The following is a 16,917-nucleotide window of genomic DNA, read 5'->3' on the forward strand; positions in this document are numbered from 1 at the left end:
AAACAACTCCAATAACGGCACTGAAAAGGAAGCCATGTTGCTGATTTCGGCGCATTTGACGGATGTCAGGACTTGACCTGAGTCATTGCAAACAGCTAATCGTTTCTCCATACTTGCGCCCGCATATTTCCCCACTTTAAACCCATTGGTAAGGCTATGAGCACAGTAAATGCAAACCTGACATACAACTACAAGGTGGTGAGACAATTCGCCATCATGACAGTGGTATGGGGTATTGTAGGTATGGCGCTGGGTGTGCTGATTGCAGCACAGCTGGTCTGGCCGTCCCTCAACCTCGACCTGCCCTTTACCCACTTCGGCCGTCTCCGGCCGCTGCATACCAACGCCGTTATTTTCGGCTTTGGTGGAAGTGCCCTGTTTGCTACCTCCTATTATGTCGTTCAGCGCACGTGCCAGGCTCGACTGATTTCGGATAGCCTGGCTGCGTTCACTTTCTGGGGCTGGACGGCGATCATTGTCGCGGCAGCCATTACCCTGCCATTGGGCCTTACCACGTCGAAGGAATACGCCGAACTGGAGTGGCCGATCGATATCGCCATTGCGGTCGTCTGGGTGACGTACGCTCTGGTGTTCTTCGGAACCATCATGAAACGGGCCACACCGCATATCTATGTGGCTAACTGGTTCTATGGCGCCTTTATCCTGACCGTTGCAGTGCTTCATATCGGGAATAACATGGCGCTGCCAGCCGGTGCGTTCAAGTCCTACTCTGCCTATGCGGGCGTTACCGACGCCATGATGCAGTGGTGGTATGGACATAACGCAGTAGGCTTCTTCCTGACCGCAGGTTTCCTGGGCATGATGTACTACTTCGTTCCCAAGCAGGCCAATCGTCCGGTCTACTCCTATCGCCTGTCGATCGTTCACTTCTGGGCCCTGATCGCAACCTATGTATGGGCCGGCGGCCACCACCTGCACTACTCCGCCCTGCCGGACTGGGCACAGACAGCCGGCATGGTGATGTCCCTGATTCTGCTCGCACCTTCTTGGGGTGGCATGATCAACGGCATGATGACTCTGTCAGGCGCATGGCACAAACTGCGCACTGACCCGATTCTGCGCTTCCTGGTGGTTTCCCTGTCGTTCTACGGCATGTCCACCTTCGAAGGTCCGATGATGTCCATCAAGACCGTGAACGCACTCTCCCACAACACTGACTGGACCATCGGCCACGTTCACTCCGGTGCTCTGGGCTGGGTAGCCATGATCAGTATCGGCGCGGTTTATCACCTGGTACCGAAGCTTTGGGGACTCCAGGGCATGTACAGCACAGCGATGATCAACGTGCACTTCTGGCTCGCCACTGTGGGCACCGTACTGTACATCGTTGCAATGTGGGTTAACGGCATCATGCAGGGCCTGATGTGGCGTGCGGTTAACGAAGACGGCACGCTGACCTACAGCTTCGTTGAATCTCTTGAGGCATCCTACGCTGGCTACTTCGTCCGGTTCCTCGGCGGCGTCATCTTCCTGTCAGGCATGCTGATCATGGCTTACAACGTGTACATGACCGTGCGTCAGAAAGATGCGGTTGCGCAAGATAACGCGGCAACTCAGCCGGCGTAACGGGAGAGAGATCAGATGAAACACGAAATTGTCGAAAAAAATATTGGTCTGATGATCGTACTGATCATCCTGACCATCAGTGGCGGCTTTCTGGCCGAAGTAGTGCCTCTGTTTTTCCAGAAAGAAGTTAACGAGCCGGTAGAGGGGCTTGAGCCCCTGTCAGCGCTCGAACTGGAAGGCCGGGACATCTACATCCGCGAAGGCTGCCATGTGTGCCATACCCAACAGATCCGCCCGTTCCGGGCGGAAACCGAGCGGTATGGCCACTACTCCGTTGCGGGCGAGTTTGTTTATGACCGCCCGTTCCTGTGGGGCTCCAAGCGCACCGGTCCGGATCTGGCCCGTGTTGGCGGACGCTACTCCGATGCCTGGCAGCGCCAGCATCTGTACGACCCGCGCAGCGTAGTGCCTGAATCCAACATGCCGGCATTCCCCTGGCTGTTTGAAGACAAGGTCGACCACAGCAAGACCGCTGCCAAGCTGGAGACACTTCAGACTCTGGGCGTGCCCTACACCGACGAGCAGATTGCCGAAGCAGCCGCTCAGGTGGAAGGTAAATTCGAAATCGAAGCGCTGGTCGCGTACCTGCAACAGCTGGGTACTGTGATTTCAGACAGACGGTGAACCATGGATATTAATGAGTTACGCGGCATTCACACACTTCTGGTAATGGCGGTTTTCCTGGGAATCGTCTGGTGGGCCTACAGCGCCCACCGCAGGAAGGCCAACGACGAGGCAGCTCACCTGCCCTTCGACGATGACGACGTGGAAAAGCGTACGCTCGAACAGGAAAAAACGGAGAAAAAAGAATGAGTACCTTTTGGAGCATCTGGATCAGTGTGATCGTGCTCGGTACCGTGTTCGGCTGCTGGTGGCTGCTTTGGGCAACCCGCAAGAGCCAGACAACCGATACCGAAACCGACCGCACCATGGGCCATTCCTTTGATGGCATTGAGGAATACGATAACCCACTGCCAAAGTGGTGGTTTTACCTGTTCCTGGCCACTTGTGTTTTCGCCCTCGGTTACCTGGCCCTCTACCCGGGACTGGGCAACTATAAGGGTCTGCTTGGCTGGACTTCCACTAATCAGTGGGAAGCAGAGGTCGCCGAGGCCGAGGAAAAATACGGCCCGATATACGCCCAGTACGGTGAGACTCCGGTTCCCGAACTGGCCGAGAACAGCGATGCCATGAAAATAGGCCAGCGTCTGTTCGCCAACAACTGTGCGGTTTGCCACGGCTCTGCCGCTCGTGGCCAGGTTGGCTTCCCCAACCTGACCGACGACGATTGGCTGTGGGGCGGAACACCGGAAGCAATCCTGGAAACCTTGCACAATGGCCGTATGGGTAATATGCCGGCCAAGGGCACCATGCCCGGCATGACCAACGAGCAGGTGGATCAGGTTGTGAACTATGTTCTGAGCTTCAGCGGTCGGGAAAAAGACGCCGAAGCTGCCAAAGCAGGCGAACAAGTTTTCGCTCAGGCCTGTGTGGCCTGTCATGGCCCCGAGGGCAAAGGCATGGAGGCCATGGGCGCCCCCAACCTGACGGACAACACCTGGCTGTACGGATCCAACTACGAGTGGATCAAGGAAACCGTGATGAATGGCCGTCAGAATCAGATGCCCGCTCAGCAGGGTCGCCTCTCAGAGGATCAGATTCAGATTCTGGCAGCTTACGTATACAGCCTGTCTAACTGAGTCACCCGGCCGGGGGTTGCCCCGGACCGGTCTTTTCAACCCTGTGTCTGCCCTGCGGGCACAGGCTTGAAAAGATCAGCAGTCCCAGGGCCTGTTGTCCCGCATTACAGTTTTTCTGGAGGTAACGATGAGCAGTGAGATCCCGGTCAAACAGGTTGACCCATCCTCTGATCCCTCCGGCGACAACAATAAATCCGGAACCGTCGAACTCTACGCCAGCCGCAAGAAAATTTACGTAAAGGAAGTTAAAGGCTCCTTTCAGCGAATCCGGAATGTCAGCCTGACCATGTTGATGGGCATGTATTTCCTGTTTGTCTGGATTACGCTTGACGGGCAACCACTGATTTATTTCAATCTGCCAGCCCGCGAATTTCACCTCTTCGGCGTTACCTTCTTTCCCAAGGACTTTATTCTGCTTTCGGGCACGCTGATTATCGCCGCCTTCGGTCTGTTCTTCGTCACAACTCTGTTCGGCCGGGTCTGGTGCGGCTATACCTGCCCGCAAACCGTCTGGACCTTTATCTTCATGTGGGTCGAGGAACGGATCGAGGGCAGCCGTAACAAGCGCATGAAGCTGGACAAATCTCCCCGATCAGCCGGGAAACTGGTCAAAAAGTCCGCCAAACACGCCGTCTGGCTGTTGATTGCCCTTGCCACCGGCCTGACCTTTGTTGGCTACTTCTACCCTATTCGCGAGCTGCTGGGCGACCTTTTCACATTACAGGCAAATGGCTGGGCCTACTTCTGGGTTGGTTTTTTCACCGTTGCCACTTACCTGAATGCGGGCTGGATGCGGGAGCAGGTCTGCCTCTACATGTGCCCATATGCCCGCTTCCAGTCGGTGATGTTTGACCCCGACACTCGCGTGGTTTCCTACGATCCGAATCGTGGCGAGCCCAGGGGCGGCCGCAAAAAAGGCGTGGATCCGGCCGAGGCCGGTCTGGGCGACTGTATCGACTGCGGCCAGTGTGTTCAGGTATGTCCTACGGGCATTGATATCCGGGACGGCCTTCAGTACGAATGTATCGGCTGTGCGCTGTGCATTGATGCCTGTGACGAGATCATGGACAAGATGAATTACCCGAGGGGGCTGATCCGTTACACCACGGAGAATGAACTTGAAGGCAAGACCTCCAAACTCCTGCGACCAAGAACCTTCGGTTATGGCGCGGTGCTGTCACTGATGATTGCCGCGATTATCTTCACCATCGCCACCCGTGTGCCAGCCCAGATGGATGCTCTTCGGGATCGCGGTGCTCTTTACAGTTTCAATGGCGAGGGGCGGATTGAGAACTCCTACACCCTAAAAATCGCCAACATGACCGAAGTTCCCCAAACCTTCACTCTGTCAGTGACTGGCCTGGAGGGGATCCGGATCCTGACGGACACTTCGGTAACCGTTGAAAGTGGTGAAAACCGCTCACTGCCGACCGTAGTCGACGTGCCGCCGGAATCCATCACCGAATCCAATAACGATATCCTGTTCAGGGCACAATCCGAGACCGATTCTTCGCTGAGCCTTGAAACTGAAAGCCGATTTGTCGGTCCAACGCGCTGATCGTCGATCGTGCAGCACTGACCGTTTGAATGAGACATTGATTTATGACTACTGAAACACCCGTAGCACCCTGGTACCGCCAACCCTGGTTCTGGTTCCTGCTGATTTTTCCGGGGGCGTCCATCATTTACTGCGCCGTTGCCATCACTATCGCTGTCAGCACAGAAAATGCGATGGTCACCGACGACTGGTCCAAAGAAGGGCGCGGAATTAACATGTCCATAGCAAGAGACCAGAAGGCGGAAGATCTCGGTATGGAGGCCCAGATTGATTTCCAGAGCAAAAATATCACCGTCAACCTGAACACCGTTGAGGGTCCGGCGGATTTCCCGTATCTGATCCTGAACCTGTTCCATCCAACGCTTTCCGACAAGGATCGCACTGTTCAATTCCAGCAAATCGCTCCAGGGCGCTTTGCCGGTAAGCTCCTCAATGACATAGACGGCCGCTGGTACTACGATCTACGGGGTCCAGCTAACGAGTGGCGATTAAAAGGCGAAGCCTGGCTGCCAGCTGAAGACGGAATTACAGTCAAGGCCGGGGGGTCTGCCCAAGGTTGACCAGGCTGGATTGCTTTCACTGCGGTGAGCCAGCGGACGGTGAGCCGCCCATCACCCTCGAGCTCGAAGGTTCTACCCGTCACTTCTGCTGCCAGGGCTGCAAAGCGGTGTGCCAGACCATTCGCAGCGAGGGTCTCGCCGGGTTCTATGATTTCCGGACCAAACCGGCCGTTACCCCAAAGCAGCTGACCCCGGCGGAACTGAACCGAATCAGAGAGCTTGATCACCCTCTGGTTCAGGAGTCGTTTGTTGCACCGGTAAAAGGCGCACAGGAAGCGCAACTGCTGATTGGTGGCATCACCTGTGCCGCCTGTATCTGGCTGCTTGAAAACCATATGAAGCAGCAGCCCGGTGTCGACTCCTTCTCGGTAAACCATACCACCCAACGTGCGCGCCTGGTGTGGTCCCCGGATCAGGTTCGGCTGAGTGACCTGCTGATCGCGATCCACGAGCTCGGCTACACCGCCCGCCCCTACCAGGCAGACGAGGCGGAACAGGCGCTCAAGGCCGAGCATCGGTCCATGCTCATCCGCCTCGCCATTGCCGGAATCGGTTCGTTCCAGAGCATGATGCTGGCGTTTCCCCTTTATTTCGAACTGGTCAGCGAGCTGTCGCCCGAGTTCGTCAGCTTCTTTCGCTGGTTCAGCCTTCTGGTCGCTACCCCCGTGGTGCTCTTCAGCGCTGCACCTTTTTTCCGCAATGCCCAACGGGATATCCGCAGCCGGCATCTGACCATGGATGTGCCGGTTGCCATTGCCATCGGACTCGCCTACCTCGCCAGCGCGTGGGTAACCGTCTTTGGCGGCGAGGAAGTGTACTTTGAGTCCGTTTGCATGTTCACCTTTTTCCTCCTGCTCGGGCGCTACATTGAAGTTCAGGCCCGCTACCGGGCAGGCCTGACAGGCAATGCGCTTGCAGGGTTTCAGCCGACCGTCGCCACACTGGTCCAGGGCGATACTACCGACATTATCCCTGCCCATAAGATCCGGCCAGGCGATATCGTTCGTGTGCGCCCCGGCGAAACCCTGCCCGTCGATGGCGAGATTGTGCGGGGAGAATCAACCCTGAACGAAGCAGCCTTAACCGGGGAATACCTCCCTGAAACCCGCCATCCCGGGGATACTGTCCACGCCGGGAGCGTAAACGGGGAAAATCCGCTCGATGTCAGGGTGGTCAAGGCCGGCACCCAGACACGGCTCTCAGGCATTCTGCGAGTGCTGGACCGCGTGCAGTCGGAAAAACCGCGCGTTGCAATGATGGCCGACAGGATGGCCGGAAAATTCGTCGGGCGGGTTCTGATTCTGGCACCAGTTGTCTGGATAGGCTGGTGGCTGGCCGGTGCCGACAACGCCTTCGACATCACACTTTCTGTTCTGGTGGTGACGTGTCCCTGCGCGCTCTCCCTGGCGACACCGACTGCCATTACCTCGGCAACAGTCAGGCTCCGGCGGCTTGGTTTTCTCCCGACTCGGGGGCATACCCTTGAATCAATGAACACGATTGACACCGTGGTCTTCGATAAAACCGGGACACTCACACGGGGCGAGCTCAGCCTGGCCGGCACCACAATCGTTGGCAGCATGGATGAGCAGACTTGCCTCAAGCTTGCCGCGGGCCTGGAGAAATACTCCGAGCACCCCATAGCCAAAGTATTTCACCGTCGAACCACTGCTGCGGTCGAACATGTGGAAAATCACATTGGCGGTGGGCTTTCAGGCCGGCTGGGAGACCTGCAGCTGTTCATCGGCCACAGGGGGTTTGTCGAACAACATACCACCGCGCCAGCGCCACAAAAGGATCCGCATCAGGGTATGGAAATCTGGCTGGCCTCTGACCACGAGTGGCTGGCCTGTTTCAGGCTCGACGACCAGCCCCGTGACGATGCCCGGGCAGCCATCAAAGCTCTTCAGGATTCCGGCATTCGCACCCTGCTCCTCAGTGGCGACCGTTCCGGGCATGTAAACCAGGTGGCAGACATACTGGGCATTGACGAGGCTATCGGACAAGCCTCCCCAGAAGATAAACTGGCTGTGCTGGAGAAGCTGCAAGCCGAGGGCCGGCAAATTATGATGGTGGGCGACGGTCTGAACGATCTGCCCTCTATGGCTGGCGCCGGAATTTCGGTGGCCATGGGCACGGCTGCCGACCTGACCCAACTGAAAGCTGATGCAGTACTGCTGAATGGTCAATTGCTGCAATTGGTCGAAGCCCTTAAAACCAGTCGCCAGACCCAGCGCATCATCCGCCAGAATCTATGGTGGGCTCTCATATACAATGTGCTGGCGCTTCCCCTGGCCGCGGCCGGAATGGTCCCACCCTGGCTGGCAGCAATTGGCATGTCTCTCAGCTCTCTGGTGGTCGTTCTGAATGCGCTGCGGCTTGGCAAGGCACCGAGTCGGAAGAGTCAGGACAATCTCGCGGTTGGCGCCCAGGCGTTGTCCTGATACCGTGAACTTCTAATCTTTTCTGCGAGGTTGCACCGTGCAAATCGTCATGTTTCTGGTCCCGGTGATGCTCATACTGGTGGCGGTAGGCGTCGCCCTGTTCACATGGTCGGTCAAGAACGGTCAGTACGATGATCTCGAAGGCCCGGCGCATCGGATACTTTACGATGACGACAAGGATATGATCCCGGACGACGCTCGCACCGACAAACCGGCTGCCGGGGAGCCAACCCCGGAGCAAACAGCTGAAGTCAGCGATACCGCTGATACGGGTGAGGATAAGTCCCAAAAAGGATGAATCCGGAACTCTACCTCAGTTACCCGAGCGCCTTCCTGATCGGATTGCTAGGCAGCACGCACTGCCTCGGCATGTGCGGCGGCATCAGCGCTTCCCTCTCCATGGCCCTGCCTGTGGGCCGGGGGTTCCGGTTCCGGCAAACGGTAATGCTTCTGGCCTTCAACTTCGGGCGCATCGGCAGCTATGTCCTGATCGCAACACTGGTTGCGCTGGCCAGTACCTCGGCCGCCAGCCAGTGGGCCTCTGCCGGCCTGGTGCTTCGGACCCTGGCAGGGCTGCTGTTGATCTTCATGGGTTTGTCCATGGGCCAGTGGTGGCAGGGAATTCGCTACGTTGAGCGGGTGGGTGCTCCAATCTGGGCGCGCCTCTCCCCGCTGACCCGCCGCTTCCTGCCCGTGAATCACGGCGGACAGGCACTTGCTCTTGGAGCGCTCTGGGGCTGGCTGCCCTGCGGACTGGTATACAGCACGCTCGGTTGGGCAGCATTGCAACCGACAGTGGGCTCGGCCGCGCTGACCATGCTGTTTTTCGGGCTCGGCACGCTTCCCTCCATGTTGGCCACGGGTTTCGCGGCCAACTGGATCCGGGGTTTACAGAGCCATCAACTGTTCCGGAAGGTGACCGGCGGCCTGCTTATCCTGTTCGGACTCTGGACACTGCCTTTCCTGCATCTGGCCGGACACTAGCCGGCTAGATATTCAGGACATCCAGGCGACCGAAGTCAGTTGCGGTCTCGGGTTCAGCCGTCTGTACGGCCTGGCGCTTGCCACCGAGGCGCTTGCCTTCCTTGAAATCGTAGAGATTGGTATCCGCCAGGTGCGAGGGTTCCACATTGCACATGGCCCGGAACATGGTTTCCAACCGTCCGGGATGCTGCTTGTCCCAGCTCTGGAACATATCCTTGATCACCTGGCGCTGGAGATTCTCCTGGGAACCACACAGGTTGCAGGGGATGATGGGGAATTCGCGGAGACCCGCGTAGCGGGCGATGTCTTTTTCCCGGCTGTAGGCCAGCGGCCGGATAACCGTGTTGCGGCCATCGTCACTGTGCAGCACCGGAGGCATGGACTTCAGCTTGCCGCCGTAAAACATGTTCAGGAACAGGGTTTCCAACAGATCGTCCCGGTGGTGGCCCAGGGCAATCTTGGTAACCCCATGCTCTTCCGCGAAATTATAGAGAATTCCCCGGCGTAGACGGCTACACAGGCCGCAGGTCGTCTTCCCTTCCGGCACTTTTTCCTTAACAATGCTGTAGGTGTCCTTCTCGATGATGTGATACTCGATACCCATGGAGGACAGATATTCGGGCAACACCTCTTCCGGAAAGCCGGGCTGTTTCTGATCAAGGTTGACGGCAATCAGCTCAAACGAAACCGGGGCGCTCTTCTGCAGGTTGAGCAGAATATCGAGCAGTGCGTAAGAGTCTTTGCCGCCGCTGAGGCAGCACATGACTTTGTCGCCGGCTTCAATCATCGAGAAATCGGCAATCGCCTGCCCGACTTCGCGGCGCAGACGTTTCTGCAGCTTGTTCAATTCCAGTTTCTGGCGGCGCTCCCGCTCTGGGTTGATAGACTGTTCGGAACTGGCGATCATTGCTTCGGACATACCAACTACGTTCATAAGGCAAGTGGACGTGGGATTATACGCGTCACATGGATTCAGGGACAGGATACCGACATGGATATGTTGCAATCGGGTGAAGAGATCACAGGCAAACGGGAACAGAACCGTATCCGGAACCGCAGGGCAATCCTGCATGCCGCCCGGGAGTGTTTTCGCGAGCGGGGGTACGAAAACTCAACCATCCGCGACATCGTTCGGCGAACGGGTCTTGCAGCCGGCACCTTCTACAATTATTTCTCAAGCAAGCAGGATATTTTCGCGGCCTTGCTTACCGACTTCCTGACCAATCTGAACAACAATCTCAGCCAACAGCGGCGGGCAGCCGACAATCCTGAGGATTTCATCCACTACGCCTACCTGGCCCTCTATACCGCGACCGCCCGGGATCCGCTGGTGTATGAACTCGCTCACCGCAATGACCGGGCACTTCGGGAACTGTTCGGTTCGGATATTCTCGGCCTGGCCATGTTATCTCTGGAAGAAGATGTTCGCGAGGCGATGGAACGCGGGCTTCTTCCCCGGATTGAGTACGAGTACCTGTGCGCCGCTTTTTTCGGCGTCGCCTACGAGACCAGCCTGACGCTGGCAAGGCGCGCCCACAGCAACCCGGAGTCGGCGGATGCGGAAGCGTTAACGGCGACCCGGTTCTCCACCGCCCTGTTCATGGGTGGACTTCCGCAGGTGGCCGCACTTCCCTGATGGGCCGCAGTGCCCTAACATGAGTCCTATGACAGACAGCCATTCTCCCATCAATGCTTCTCATCCCAGGACTGTGGATGATGATGACTGCCTGGAGCAGCAGATTCAGCACCTGCTGGTGGCCGTTGAGCACGAACTCAGATCGGCACCGGCGGGCTTGAATGAATTATCGCTGATCAAGGCGCTTCAGAGACCGCCCTGGGAACTGCTTGGACAGGTTGTTTTCAGCGAACCGGAAAAACTCTATCCGGTGCATTTTCTGTTGTTTCACGTGCTCTACCGTCTTCGTGACCAGTTATCCGAAACCGGCGAGAGCCTGAAAATTTCGCCCTTGAGCATCCGGATCGAGTCACAGTCGGTGGTCGGTGGCGAAGGGGTTCCGGACAGTGTCGACACACTTCGTCAATTCTATCTGGATCTTTCCCAGTACCGTCTGCCGGAGGAAGCCATTCAACAGATGATGAATGATTTCTGGGCAGGTGCTCCAGGCCAGGCACCGGCGCAATCCGAAGCCAGGGAAGCCGCCGAAGTACTGGGATTTCAGGCTGTCCCTACAGACTTTCCAACGGTCAAACAGCGATTCCGCCGGGCGGTCATGCACGCTCACCCGGACCGCGGCGGCAAGACCGAAACCATTCAGCATCTCAATCAGGCCTTTGCGGTACTGAAAGCCCACTTCCGTCACAGCATCTGACCGGCCTTTTCGATCTGGCCAGGGCCGATAAATACAGGAGACGATATGCCGCTCACAGCATTCCTGAAACTTTCCCTTCTCGTCGCGATTACGGCGACCGCCATCTCAGCCCGCGCTGACCTCGTTGTCCTGCAGTATCATCATGTCAGTGATTCAACGCCGCCCGCTACCAGCACGTCTGTGTCTCTTTTCGAGGGCCAACTGAACATGATCTTGGATCTGGAGCTGGACGTTGTGGATCTACAGCAAGGCACCGAAACAACGCTGGCCGGTACCGATGGGCAAGGTAATCACATCGCCATTACCTTCGATGACGCCTACGACTCCGTCTACCATACGGCGGCGCCGCTGCTGGCCGACAAGGCCTATCCCTACACGATTTTTGTAAATACAGAAGCCGTTGGCCGAAACGGCTACATGACCTGGGATCAGATTCGGGAGTTGGCCGAACGTTCGGGCGTAACGATTGCCAACCACAGCGCTGACCATGGGCATCTCGCCCGGAAACCGAACGAAAGTCAGAGTGACTGGCAAGCCAGGGTTACCAGCAGTCTCGACTCAGCCCAGGGGACCCTCTCCAGGGAATTGAAGGCGCCTGCACCCATGTTTGCGTACCCTTACGGCGAGTTTGACGAAGCACTGGAGCGCAAAGTGGCCGAGCGGGGCTGGTACGGTTTTGGCCAGCAATCCGGCGCCATCGGCCAACAAACCGAGAAAACCCGATTGCCGCGTTTTCCGATGGCAAACGCCTACGGACAGTTGGGGAGCCTTGAGAACAAACTTCGCAGCAAAGCCTTCCCTGTTGATACCGGCGAGCTGCCGGACGGGGTGATCTCGGAGAATCCGCCCACCCTGGTTTTCCCGCTGGTTGAACCCATTGATGCCAACCGGTTGACCTGCTTTGCCTCCGGTCAGGGACGTATCGACTTTGACGTGACTGATGGCAATGTGGAAGTAAAGGCCCCTGAGGCCTTCAATAGCCGGCGATTCCGCTACAACTGCACCCACCCTGCGGGCGATGGCAGTTACTACTGGCTATCCCAGCAGTGGCTGGACCTGAGCAAACCTGAAGACTGAACCCTCACTCCTCCACCTGCATCAGGCCAATTTCACCGTGCCTGATGTGGGAAATTTTCTCGGGGCCGGCACGGGTCTCTATAACGGTCTGGCCCTCCAGGTCCTGCTCTCGGGTAAACAGGACAAGCCAACGCTCTCCCTGGCCCGGAAAAGCAGGAACCCATGCTTCCAGATAGCCGCGCCGGTGCCAGTTCTCGGGGGTAAAATCCATAACCAGGTCTGTTACCAGCCTTAACGGCGCCATCTTCTCATCGAGAAACACCAGGGAGGGCACCACCACCCCGTCTTTGGCATAGGAGCGCAGGCGTATGACAAGACTGCCGTGCTTATCCGCGTCCGGAAGTGCAATCAGTTGATAGGGGCTGGTTCCGGTAAGAAACGGATATGTAGCTGAACGATCCGAGAGGGTAACGCCAAACTCCCGTCCCGATTGCCACCCTTGTCGACTGGCGGCATCCATGGAATCGCAACAGGTCGCTGAAAACCGGGCAAAGAAATCGTCTGTTGAAGCCTCAATGCCCAGGATGGCAAAGGCGTCCGGATCATAGCCCTCTACCGGAGCGTGGCCTGCGCCATCGGGACCTGCACGGTAAACGCTGGCTTCGGTGATCTGAACGGGTGGCTCCACCAGCCCTTTCTCAAGATCAGAGCGGATGTCCGGCCGGTAATAGCTGACCCGGACATTGCCCTCGGCGTCTCGCCAGGTGAAATAGGGTTGCCGCTCCCCCGGCCGAACGTAGCCATCTTTTTCAAGCTCGCCGGCATCCGGGTAGTTTTCGAGTGTGTACTCGGTGTTTTCCTGCGGTCCTGACTCCGGGCTCGCCCCACTATCTGACTGCACCGGGTGTTTCTCGGATTCCGGATCGCGCTGCTCTTCAGCTACCTCTTCAACTACCTCTTCAACTACCTCTGCAGACTCACGATTCAAGTCTTTCTGCTCGGCTCCGGTTATCGGTGAGTATCGAACCCTGCCCTGCTCGTCTACCCACGTGAAATAACCTTCCCGTTCCGACACCGTAGACCCGCCAATCTGGCAGCCTCCGAGAACTGCTGCCAGAGAAAGGCACAAGGCTGATTTCCGTAAAGAGCCGTTAATCACTGCGAATGACTACCCTCTGGTCAATGGCACCACTCAGAACTTGGTCCGGAAACTGAGGCCCGCCATCACAACCCGTAGCGAGGTTTTGACATCCAGGCCTGCATAGGGGTTGTAGATAATGTTGGTGATGTTGTCGCAGTTCAGATTACAGCTGGTGTCCGTGGGAATCGACTCCACCGAATGAAGATAACTGAGATTCATGTCGATTTCGGTGTCCTTATCCCACTGGTACCCCATACCGATGCTGTAGAGGTTTGCCCCACCGAATGGCGCCATAACCTGTCGCTGATCATCCGGGATAACCGAATCCCGTATTTCCACGCCAGCACGCAGGTCCAGACGGGAAGACGCATGAAACTCCATGCCAAACGCCCAGTTCCACTGGCTCTTGAAACCCAGGGGCAACCTCAGGGTATTCGGCGTGGCATTGTCCGGCGACAGGATCCGGGCCGCATTGAGAAACTCCAGATTACGATCAAACCGGAAAACAAAGGCGTCCCACTGTTTGTAATCGGTCCAGCCAATGTCGGCGTTGAGGGTCAGTTTCGGATGCACGTCAACACTGATACCAGTCTGGAAGTGCTGGGGATACACCAGATCCATACTGACGTTGCCGGATTCCTTGGGCGCACCGGACGGAAGACTCAGGATCGCCGAGGTAATCGCACCCAGCACCGATCCGTTAACTCTCTGCCAGAAGCCGGACCAGTCATCGGTGTACTGGATTTCGAAGGTGCCCTTCATGTTCATTTCAGCTTCAGAGGTATAGCTCGCCCCCCAGCTGAACCAATCAGTTGGCTCCCACATCACCCCTAGTGCATAGGTGGGTGACAGGGTTTCCTGAACGTTGATACTCAGAGCACCGATATCGTCCCAGGGACCGACATTACCGCCACAAAGCGCTAGCCAGGGCTGCAGGGGCTCGTCACCACTCTCGCAGTTGAATGCGTCCTGCAGAACTTCAGCCACCCCCAGCAGCAGGTTGGGCGCCCGCATGTACTGGTCTGCCGCGATTCCCATATGGGACAGGTGGATACCGGCACCCACGGACCAGTCGTCATTGATTTCATAACCGACCGTGGGTGAGAGATAAGTCGTGCGCTGCAGCGCCGTGGCCTGGGGCTGGTAACGGCCAGGGTCATCCTTATCACGGTAGAAACCGGCTGCCAACGGCAGGTAAAAGGCATTCCCGAAGGTCAGTTTGGAGCCCGGCGGGTTGATACTGATACCTGCTGACGGCGCCAGGGCCGGTCCCGGGGGCGCGCGGAGAATACCGTAACCCGGCAGATACAGGGCCACGTTGTTGGTATGGCTGCGGGTATTGGCAACCGGGTCCCGCTGCTTTCCGGTCAGTGGATCCGTTTCAAGGCCGTCGATACCGAAAATCTCATAGCCTTCCGGTGCCGTGAAATCCGCGTCAATGTCCAGATAGACGCTCATCAGATTCACTTCCAGCTGACGCCCGTCCAGTTTGGTCAGGCCAGCAGGATTGTAGTGAATCGCCATGATCCCGGGCGGATCGGCGGTCACGGCGTTGCCAAGTGCCAGTGCCTTGGGATGAATGGTCAGGTTCTGCGCCAGCTGGGCCTGGGCACCGCAAGAAAGGGTCGTGGCAACCAGTGCCGCGAGAATCTGACGGTTGTGGTTTCTCTGTCCCATGAAATCCTTCCCTTCCCGTAGATCGTCAACGACACCAATCACTCTTTGAGACCGGAGAAGTTAATGGGCAGGGAGACCCCCAGGGAGAAGTCCGGGGCATCCTCGGTAAGACCGATACCCAAACTCGTGTTTACAATGGTGGTATCACTGATACGGGTCCCCAGAGACATGCTCATAAACCCCGTCATCTGGTCCTGGGCGACGGCCTGGTCGCCATTCGTGAAGGTCAGGACGGTTTCGTCGCTGTAGCTGAGCTGGGCCGAGATGCTGAGAGAAATGTCGTAGGACAGGGAGTAGGCGAAACCGGCGGACCCGGAGAGCCCGAAGCCAGGGTCCACCTCTTCCAGAAGACGTGCACCACGCACCTGCTGCAGATCTTCAGCCGGCAAGTTATAGGTGGCGCTCACTGAGCCGAACACCACCACCGGATCCAGGACCTTGGACAGGCTCGCTCCACCCCCGATGGAATAGTAGCCACTGCCGGTGGACAGCTGCTCGTTGATGTCTATCTCGTAGGGGCTGACGCCGGTCTTTGTGGAGAGGGTTCCGAACAAGGTGGTCGACATCTTGCCTGGAACGTAGGCAAATGGCTGCCAGCGCCCGGTAAAAGAAATATCGCCAAAATCATAGATATTCAGCTCGTCCTGAGTGTCGTATTTGACGACCAGCGGAATACGGGTACCCACCGTCAGGTTGTCCAACAGGCCGTAATCGTAGGAAAAGGAATTGGTGAAGCTGTGGGTTGCCGACGGCACCACGTCCAGGTTTCTCACTGATCCATTGGTGATGGCCAGATCCAGCCGCTGGTCTGCCGTGTAGGAATAGTCGAACGAATAATTCAATGAATGGGAACCCTTCTTCTGCAGCGAATAGTTCTTCTCTGCAGCCTGGAACACCTCTTCAAGCTGTTGTGAAGCGTCCTCGTCTCCTTCCTGCTTGGCCAGCGCTTCCCGCGCCTGGTCCACACTCCCTTCCTGCGCCAGGGCCATGCCCGGAAGCAGACCTGCCGTGGAAACAAGGATAAAACCTCGCACAAACCAACGATTCATCCTGACTCCCTTATTTTATTTGTAGTGTTCCTGCCCCGGGGATTACCCGGCGAATTAGTTACGACGGTAGTGCAACTGCTTTCGGGTGTTTTCTACACTGCCGTCGGGATTGTTTTTCTGGCGTTCCAGCAGATTCTGGATCCGCCGCTGGGTGGATTCGTGAAACGCCGGTATCCGTTCCAGCGCCAGAAGGGTCATTGTCTGGTCATCCACGAAGCGAAGGTCTTCCTCCTTCAGCTCGAGGTTATCCAGGGGCTTGTCACTGCCCGGAAAGACGATGAAAAGCACGTTGTCGTCCCACTTCTCCTCGAACTGGGCCAGAGTAAAGGAGATATTGCCGACTGAAGGATCTGCCAGGTAGGCGCGCCCGTCGCGGATCGTCCGTAACACCACGAAATGCTTGAAGCCCGCGTGGTGGATGGGCACGATCGCCGGGTGATCGAGGTCCCTGAGGTCATCGATGGTGGCCCGGAAGCCGCCTGACGGGTAACCGAGTGCCGTCACCAGCCGCTTCATATCGAGCATGGAGAACGCGCGCCGCTCAACGATGCGCTCACTTTCGCCGTAGTGGAGCAGCCCCTCCATGACCTGTCGTTCTGACAAGGTCCGTCCGAGATAGAAGTTCAGCACCGTGGTCAGCGCCGCGCTTCCACAGCTGTAGTCATAGGCCTGACGCACGATATTCCGGAACTTCTGTTCAACCAGAGGCTCCACCCTGACGTCGGAGCGCAATTCAACAGGACTGGAATCCACATCCTGCTCAATGACGATCTGGCCCTTCTCAAAAGGCTCCACCACGGTCGCTTCCTGCACCATGGTGAATGTAAGAATGGATCCAGCGAGCACCAGCAGCATGTCAGACGAAGTCCC

Annotated in this window: 17 protein-coding genes; 12 read left to right on the forward strand and 5 right to left on the reverse strand. The window is 57.3% G+C overall.

Annotation, left to right across the window (positions count from 1 at the left end; all coding sequences use genetic code 11):
- Window positions 1-156: 156 nt before the first annotated feature.
- The 9 genes from ccoN to AC13DD_RS13995 all read left to right on the forward strand — a co-directional run bounded on the left by ccoN (window position 157) and on the right by AC13DD_RS13995 (window position 8,833).
- Complete coding sequence (gene ccoN / locus AC13DD_RS13955) at window positions 157-1,587, forward strand: cytochrome-c oxidase, cbb3-type subunit I (RefSeq protein WP_008174734.1); 1,431 nt, start codon at window positions 157-159, stop codon at window positions 1,585-1,587.
- Window positions 1,588-1,602: 15 nt separating this feature from the next.
- Window positions 1,603-2,211, forward strand: coding sequence for a cytochrome-c oxidase, cbb3-type subunit II (ccoO, locus tag AC13DD_RS13960; protein ID WP_008174732.1), 609 nt, complete (start codon window positions 1,603-1,605; stop codon window positions 2,209-2,211).
- A gap of 3 nt (window positions 2,212-2,214) precedes the next feature.
- On the forward strand, window positions 2,215-2,400 hold the full coding sequence (locus tag AC13DD_RS13965) for a CcoQ/FixQ family Cbb3-type cytochrome c oxidase assembly chaperone (RefSeq protein WP_008174730.1): 186 nt from the start codon (window positions 2,215-2,217) through the stop codon (window positions 2,398-2,400).
- Entirely contained in the window at window positions 2,397-3,287 is an 891-nt protein-coding gene (ccoP, locus tag AC13DD_RS13970) for a cytochrome-c oxidase, cbb3-type subunit III (protein WP_405420265.1), read from the forward strand. Before AC13DD_RS13965 ends, ccoP begins: the two co-directional genes overlap by 4 nt.
- Window positions 3,288-3,414: 127 nt before the next feature.
- Window positions 3,415-4,845 (forward strand): cytochrome c oxidase accessory protein CcoG, encoded by a 1,431-nt coding sequence (ccoG, locus tag AC13DD_RS13975; RefSeq protein ID WP_092029823.1) that lies wholly within the window; start codon window positions 3,415-3,417, stop codon window positions 4,843-4,845.
- Window positions 4,846-4,889: 44 nt separating this feature from the next.
- The gene (locus AC13DD_RS13980) at window positions 4,890-5,405 is read left to right on the forward strand and encodes a FixH family protein (protein WP_008174725.1); all 516 of its coding nucleotides are present in this window, start codon (window positions 4,890-4,892) and stop codon (window positions 5,403-5,405) included.
- A complete protein-coding gene (locus AC13DD_RS13985) occupies window positions 5,402-7,849 on the forward strand; it encodes a heavy metal translocating P-type ATPase (protein WP_008174723.1) in 2,448 nt (815 codons plus the stop codon). The genes AC13DD_RS13980 and AC13DD_RS13985 overlap by 4 nt, the downstream gene beginning before the upstream one ends.
- A 37-nt stretch (window positions 7,850-7,886) precedes the next feature.
- Window positions 7,887-8,147 carry a cbb3-type cytochrome oxidase assembly protein CcoS gene (ccoS, locus tag AC13DD_RS13990; protein WP_039882065.1) on the forward strand — a complete coding sequence of 87 codons (261 nt, stop codon included), beginning with the start codon at window positions 7,887-7,889 and terminating at the stop codon, window positions 8,145-8,147.
- On the forward strand, window positions 8,144-8,833 hold the full coding sequence (locus AC13DD_RS13995) for a sulfite exporter TauE/SafE family protein (RefSeq protein ID WP_092029825.1): 690 nt from the start codon (window positions 8,144-8,146) through the stop codon (window positions 8,831-8,833). The genes ccoS and AC13DD_RS13995 overlap by 4 nt, the downstream gene beginning before the upstream one ends.
- Window positions 8,834-8,837: 4 nt before the next feature.
- Here AC13DD_RS13995 and ttcA read toward each other — a convergent pair whose 3' ends face one another.
- Window positions 8,838-9,752, reverse strand: coding sequence for a tRNA 2-thiocytidine(32) synthetase TtcA (gene ttcA, locus AC13DD_RS14000; protein ID WP_092029827.1), 915 nt, complete (start codon window positions 9,750-9,752; stop codon window positions 8,838-8,840).
- Between the two features lie 72 nt (window positions 9,753-9,824).
- Here ttcA and AC13DD_RS14005 point away from each other — a divergent pair, with 72 nt between their 5' ends.
- From AC13DD_RS14005 to AC13DD_RS14015, 3 genes are read left to right on the forward strand one after another with little or no spacing between them, the layout of a single operon-like run.
- A complete protein-coding gene (locus AC13DD_RS14005) occupies window positions 9,825-10,469 on the forward strand; it encodes a TetR/AcrR family transcriptional regulator (RefSeq protein ID WP_405420275.1) in 645 nt (214 codons plus the stop codon).
- A gap of 28 nt (window positions 10,470-10,497) precedes the next feature.
- Window positions 10,498-11,163 (forward strand): DNA-J related domain-containing protein, encoded by a 666-nt coding sequence (locus tag AC13DD_RS14010; protein WP_405421001.1) that lies wholly within the window; start codon window positions 10,498-10,500, stop codon window positions 11,161-11,163.
- A 45-nt stretch (window positions 11,164-11,208) separates the two neighbouring features.
- The gene (locus AC13DD_RS14015; protein ID WP_273017221.1) at window positions 11,209-12,240 is read left to right on the forward strand and encodes a polysaccharide deacetylase family protein; all 1,032 of its coding nucleotides are present in this window, start codon (window positions 11,209-11,211) and stop codon (window positions 12,238-12,240) included.
- 4 nt (window positions 12,241-12,244) lie between these two features.
- Here AC13DD_RS14015 and AC13DD_RS14020 read toward each other — a convergent pair whose 3' ends face one another.
- From AC13DD_RS14020 to AC13DD_RS14035, 4 genes are all read right to left on the reverse strand, one after another.
- The gene (locus AC13DD_RS14020; protein ID WP_092029834.1) at window positions 12,245-13,309 is read right to left on the reverse strand and encodes a MalM family protein; all 1,065 of its coding nucleotides are present in this window, start codon (window positions 13,307-13,309) and stop codon (window positions 12,245-12,247) included.
- 63 nt (window positions 13,310-13,372) lie between these two features.
- Complete coding sequence (locus tag AC13DD_RS14025; protein WP_482931301.1) at window positions 13,373-14,998, reverse strand: OmpP1/FadL family transporter; 1,626 nt, start codon at window positions 14,996-14,998, stop codon at window positions 13,373-13,375.
- Window positions 14,999-15,036: 38 nt separating this feature from the next.
- Entirely contained in the window at window positions 15,037-16,047 is a 1,011-nt protein-coding gene (locus AC13DD_RS14030; protein ID WP_008174703.1) for a hypothetical protein, read from the reverse strand.
- A gap of 54 nt (window positions 16,048-16,101) precedes the next feature.
- Entirely contained in the window at window positions 16,102-16,902 is an 801-nt protein-coding gene (locus tag AC13DD_RS14035; RefSeq protein ID WP_092029837.1) for a C39 family peptidase, read from the reverse strand.
- Window positions 16,903-16,917 lie beyond the last annotated feature (15 nt).

It is taken from the genome of Marinobacter sp. L-13 (assembly GCF_056857715.1).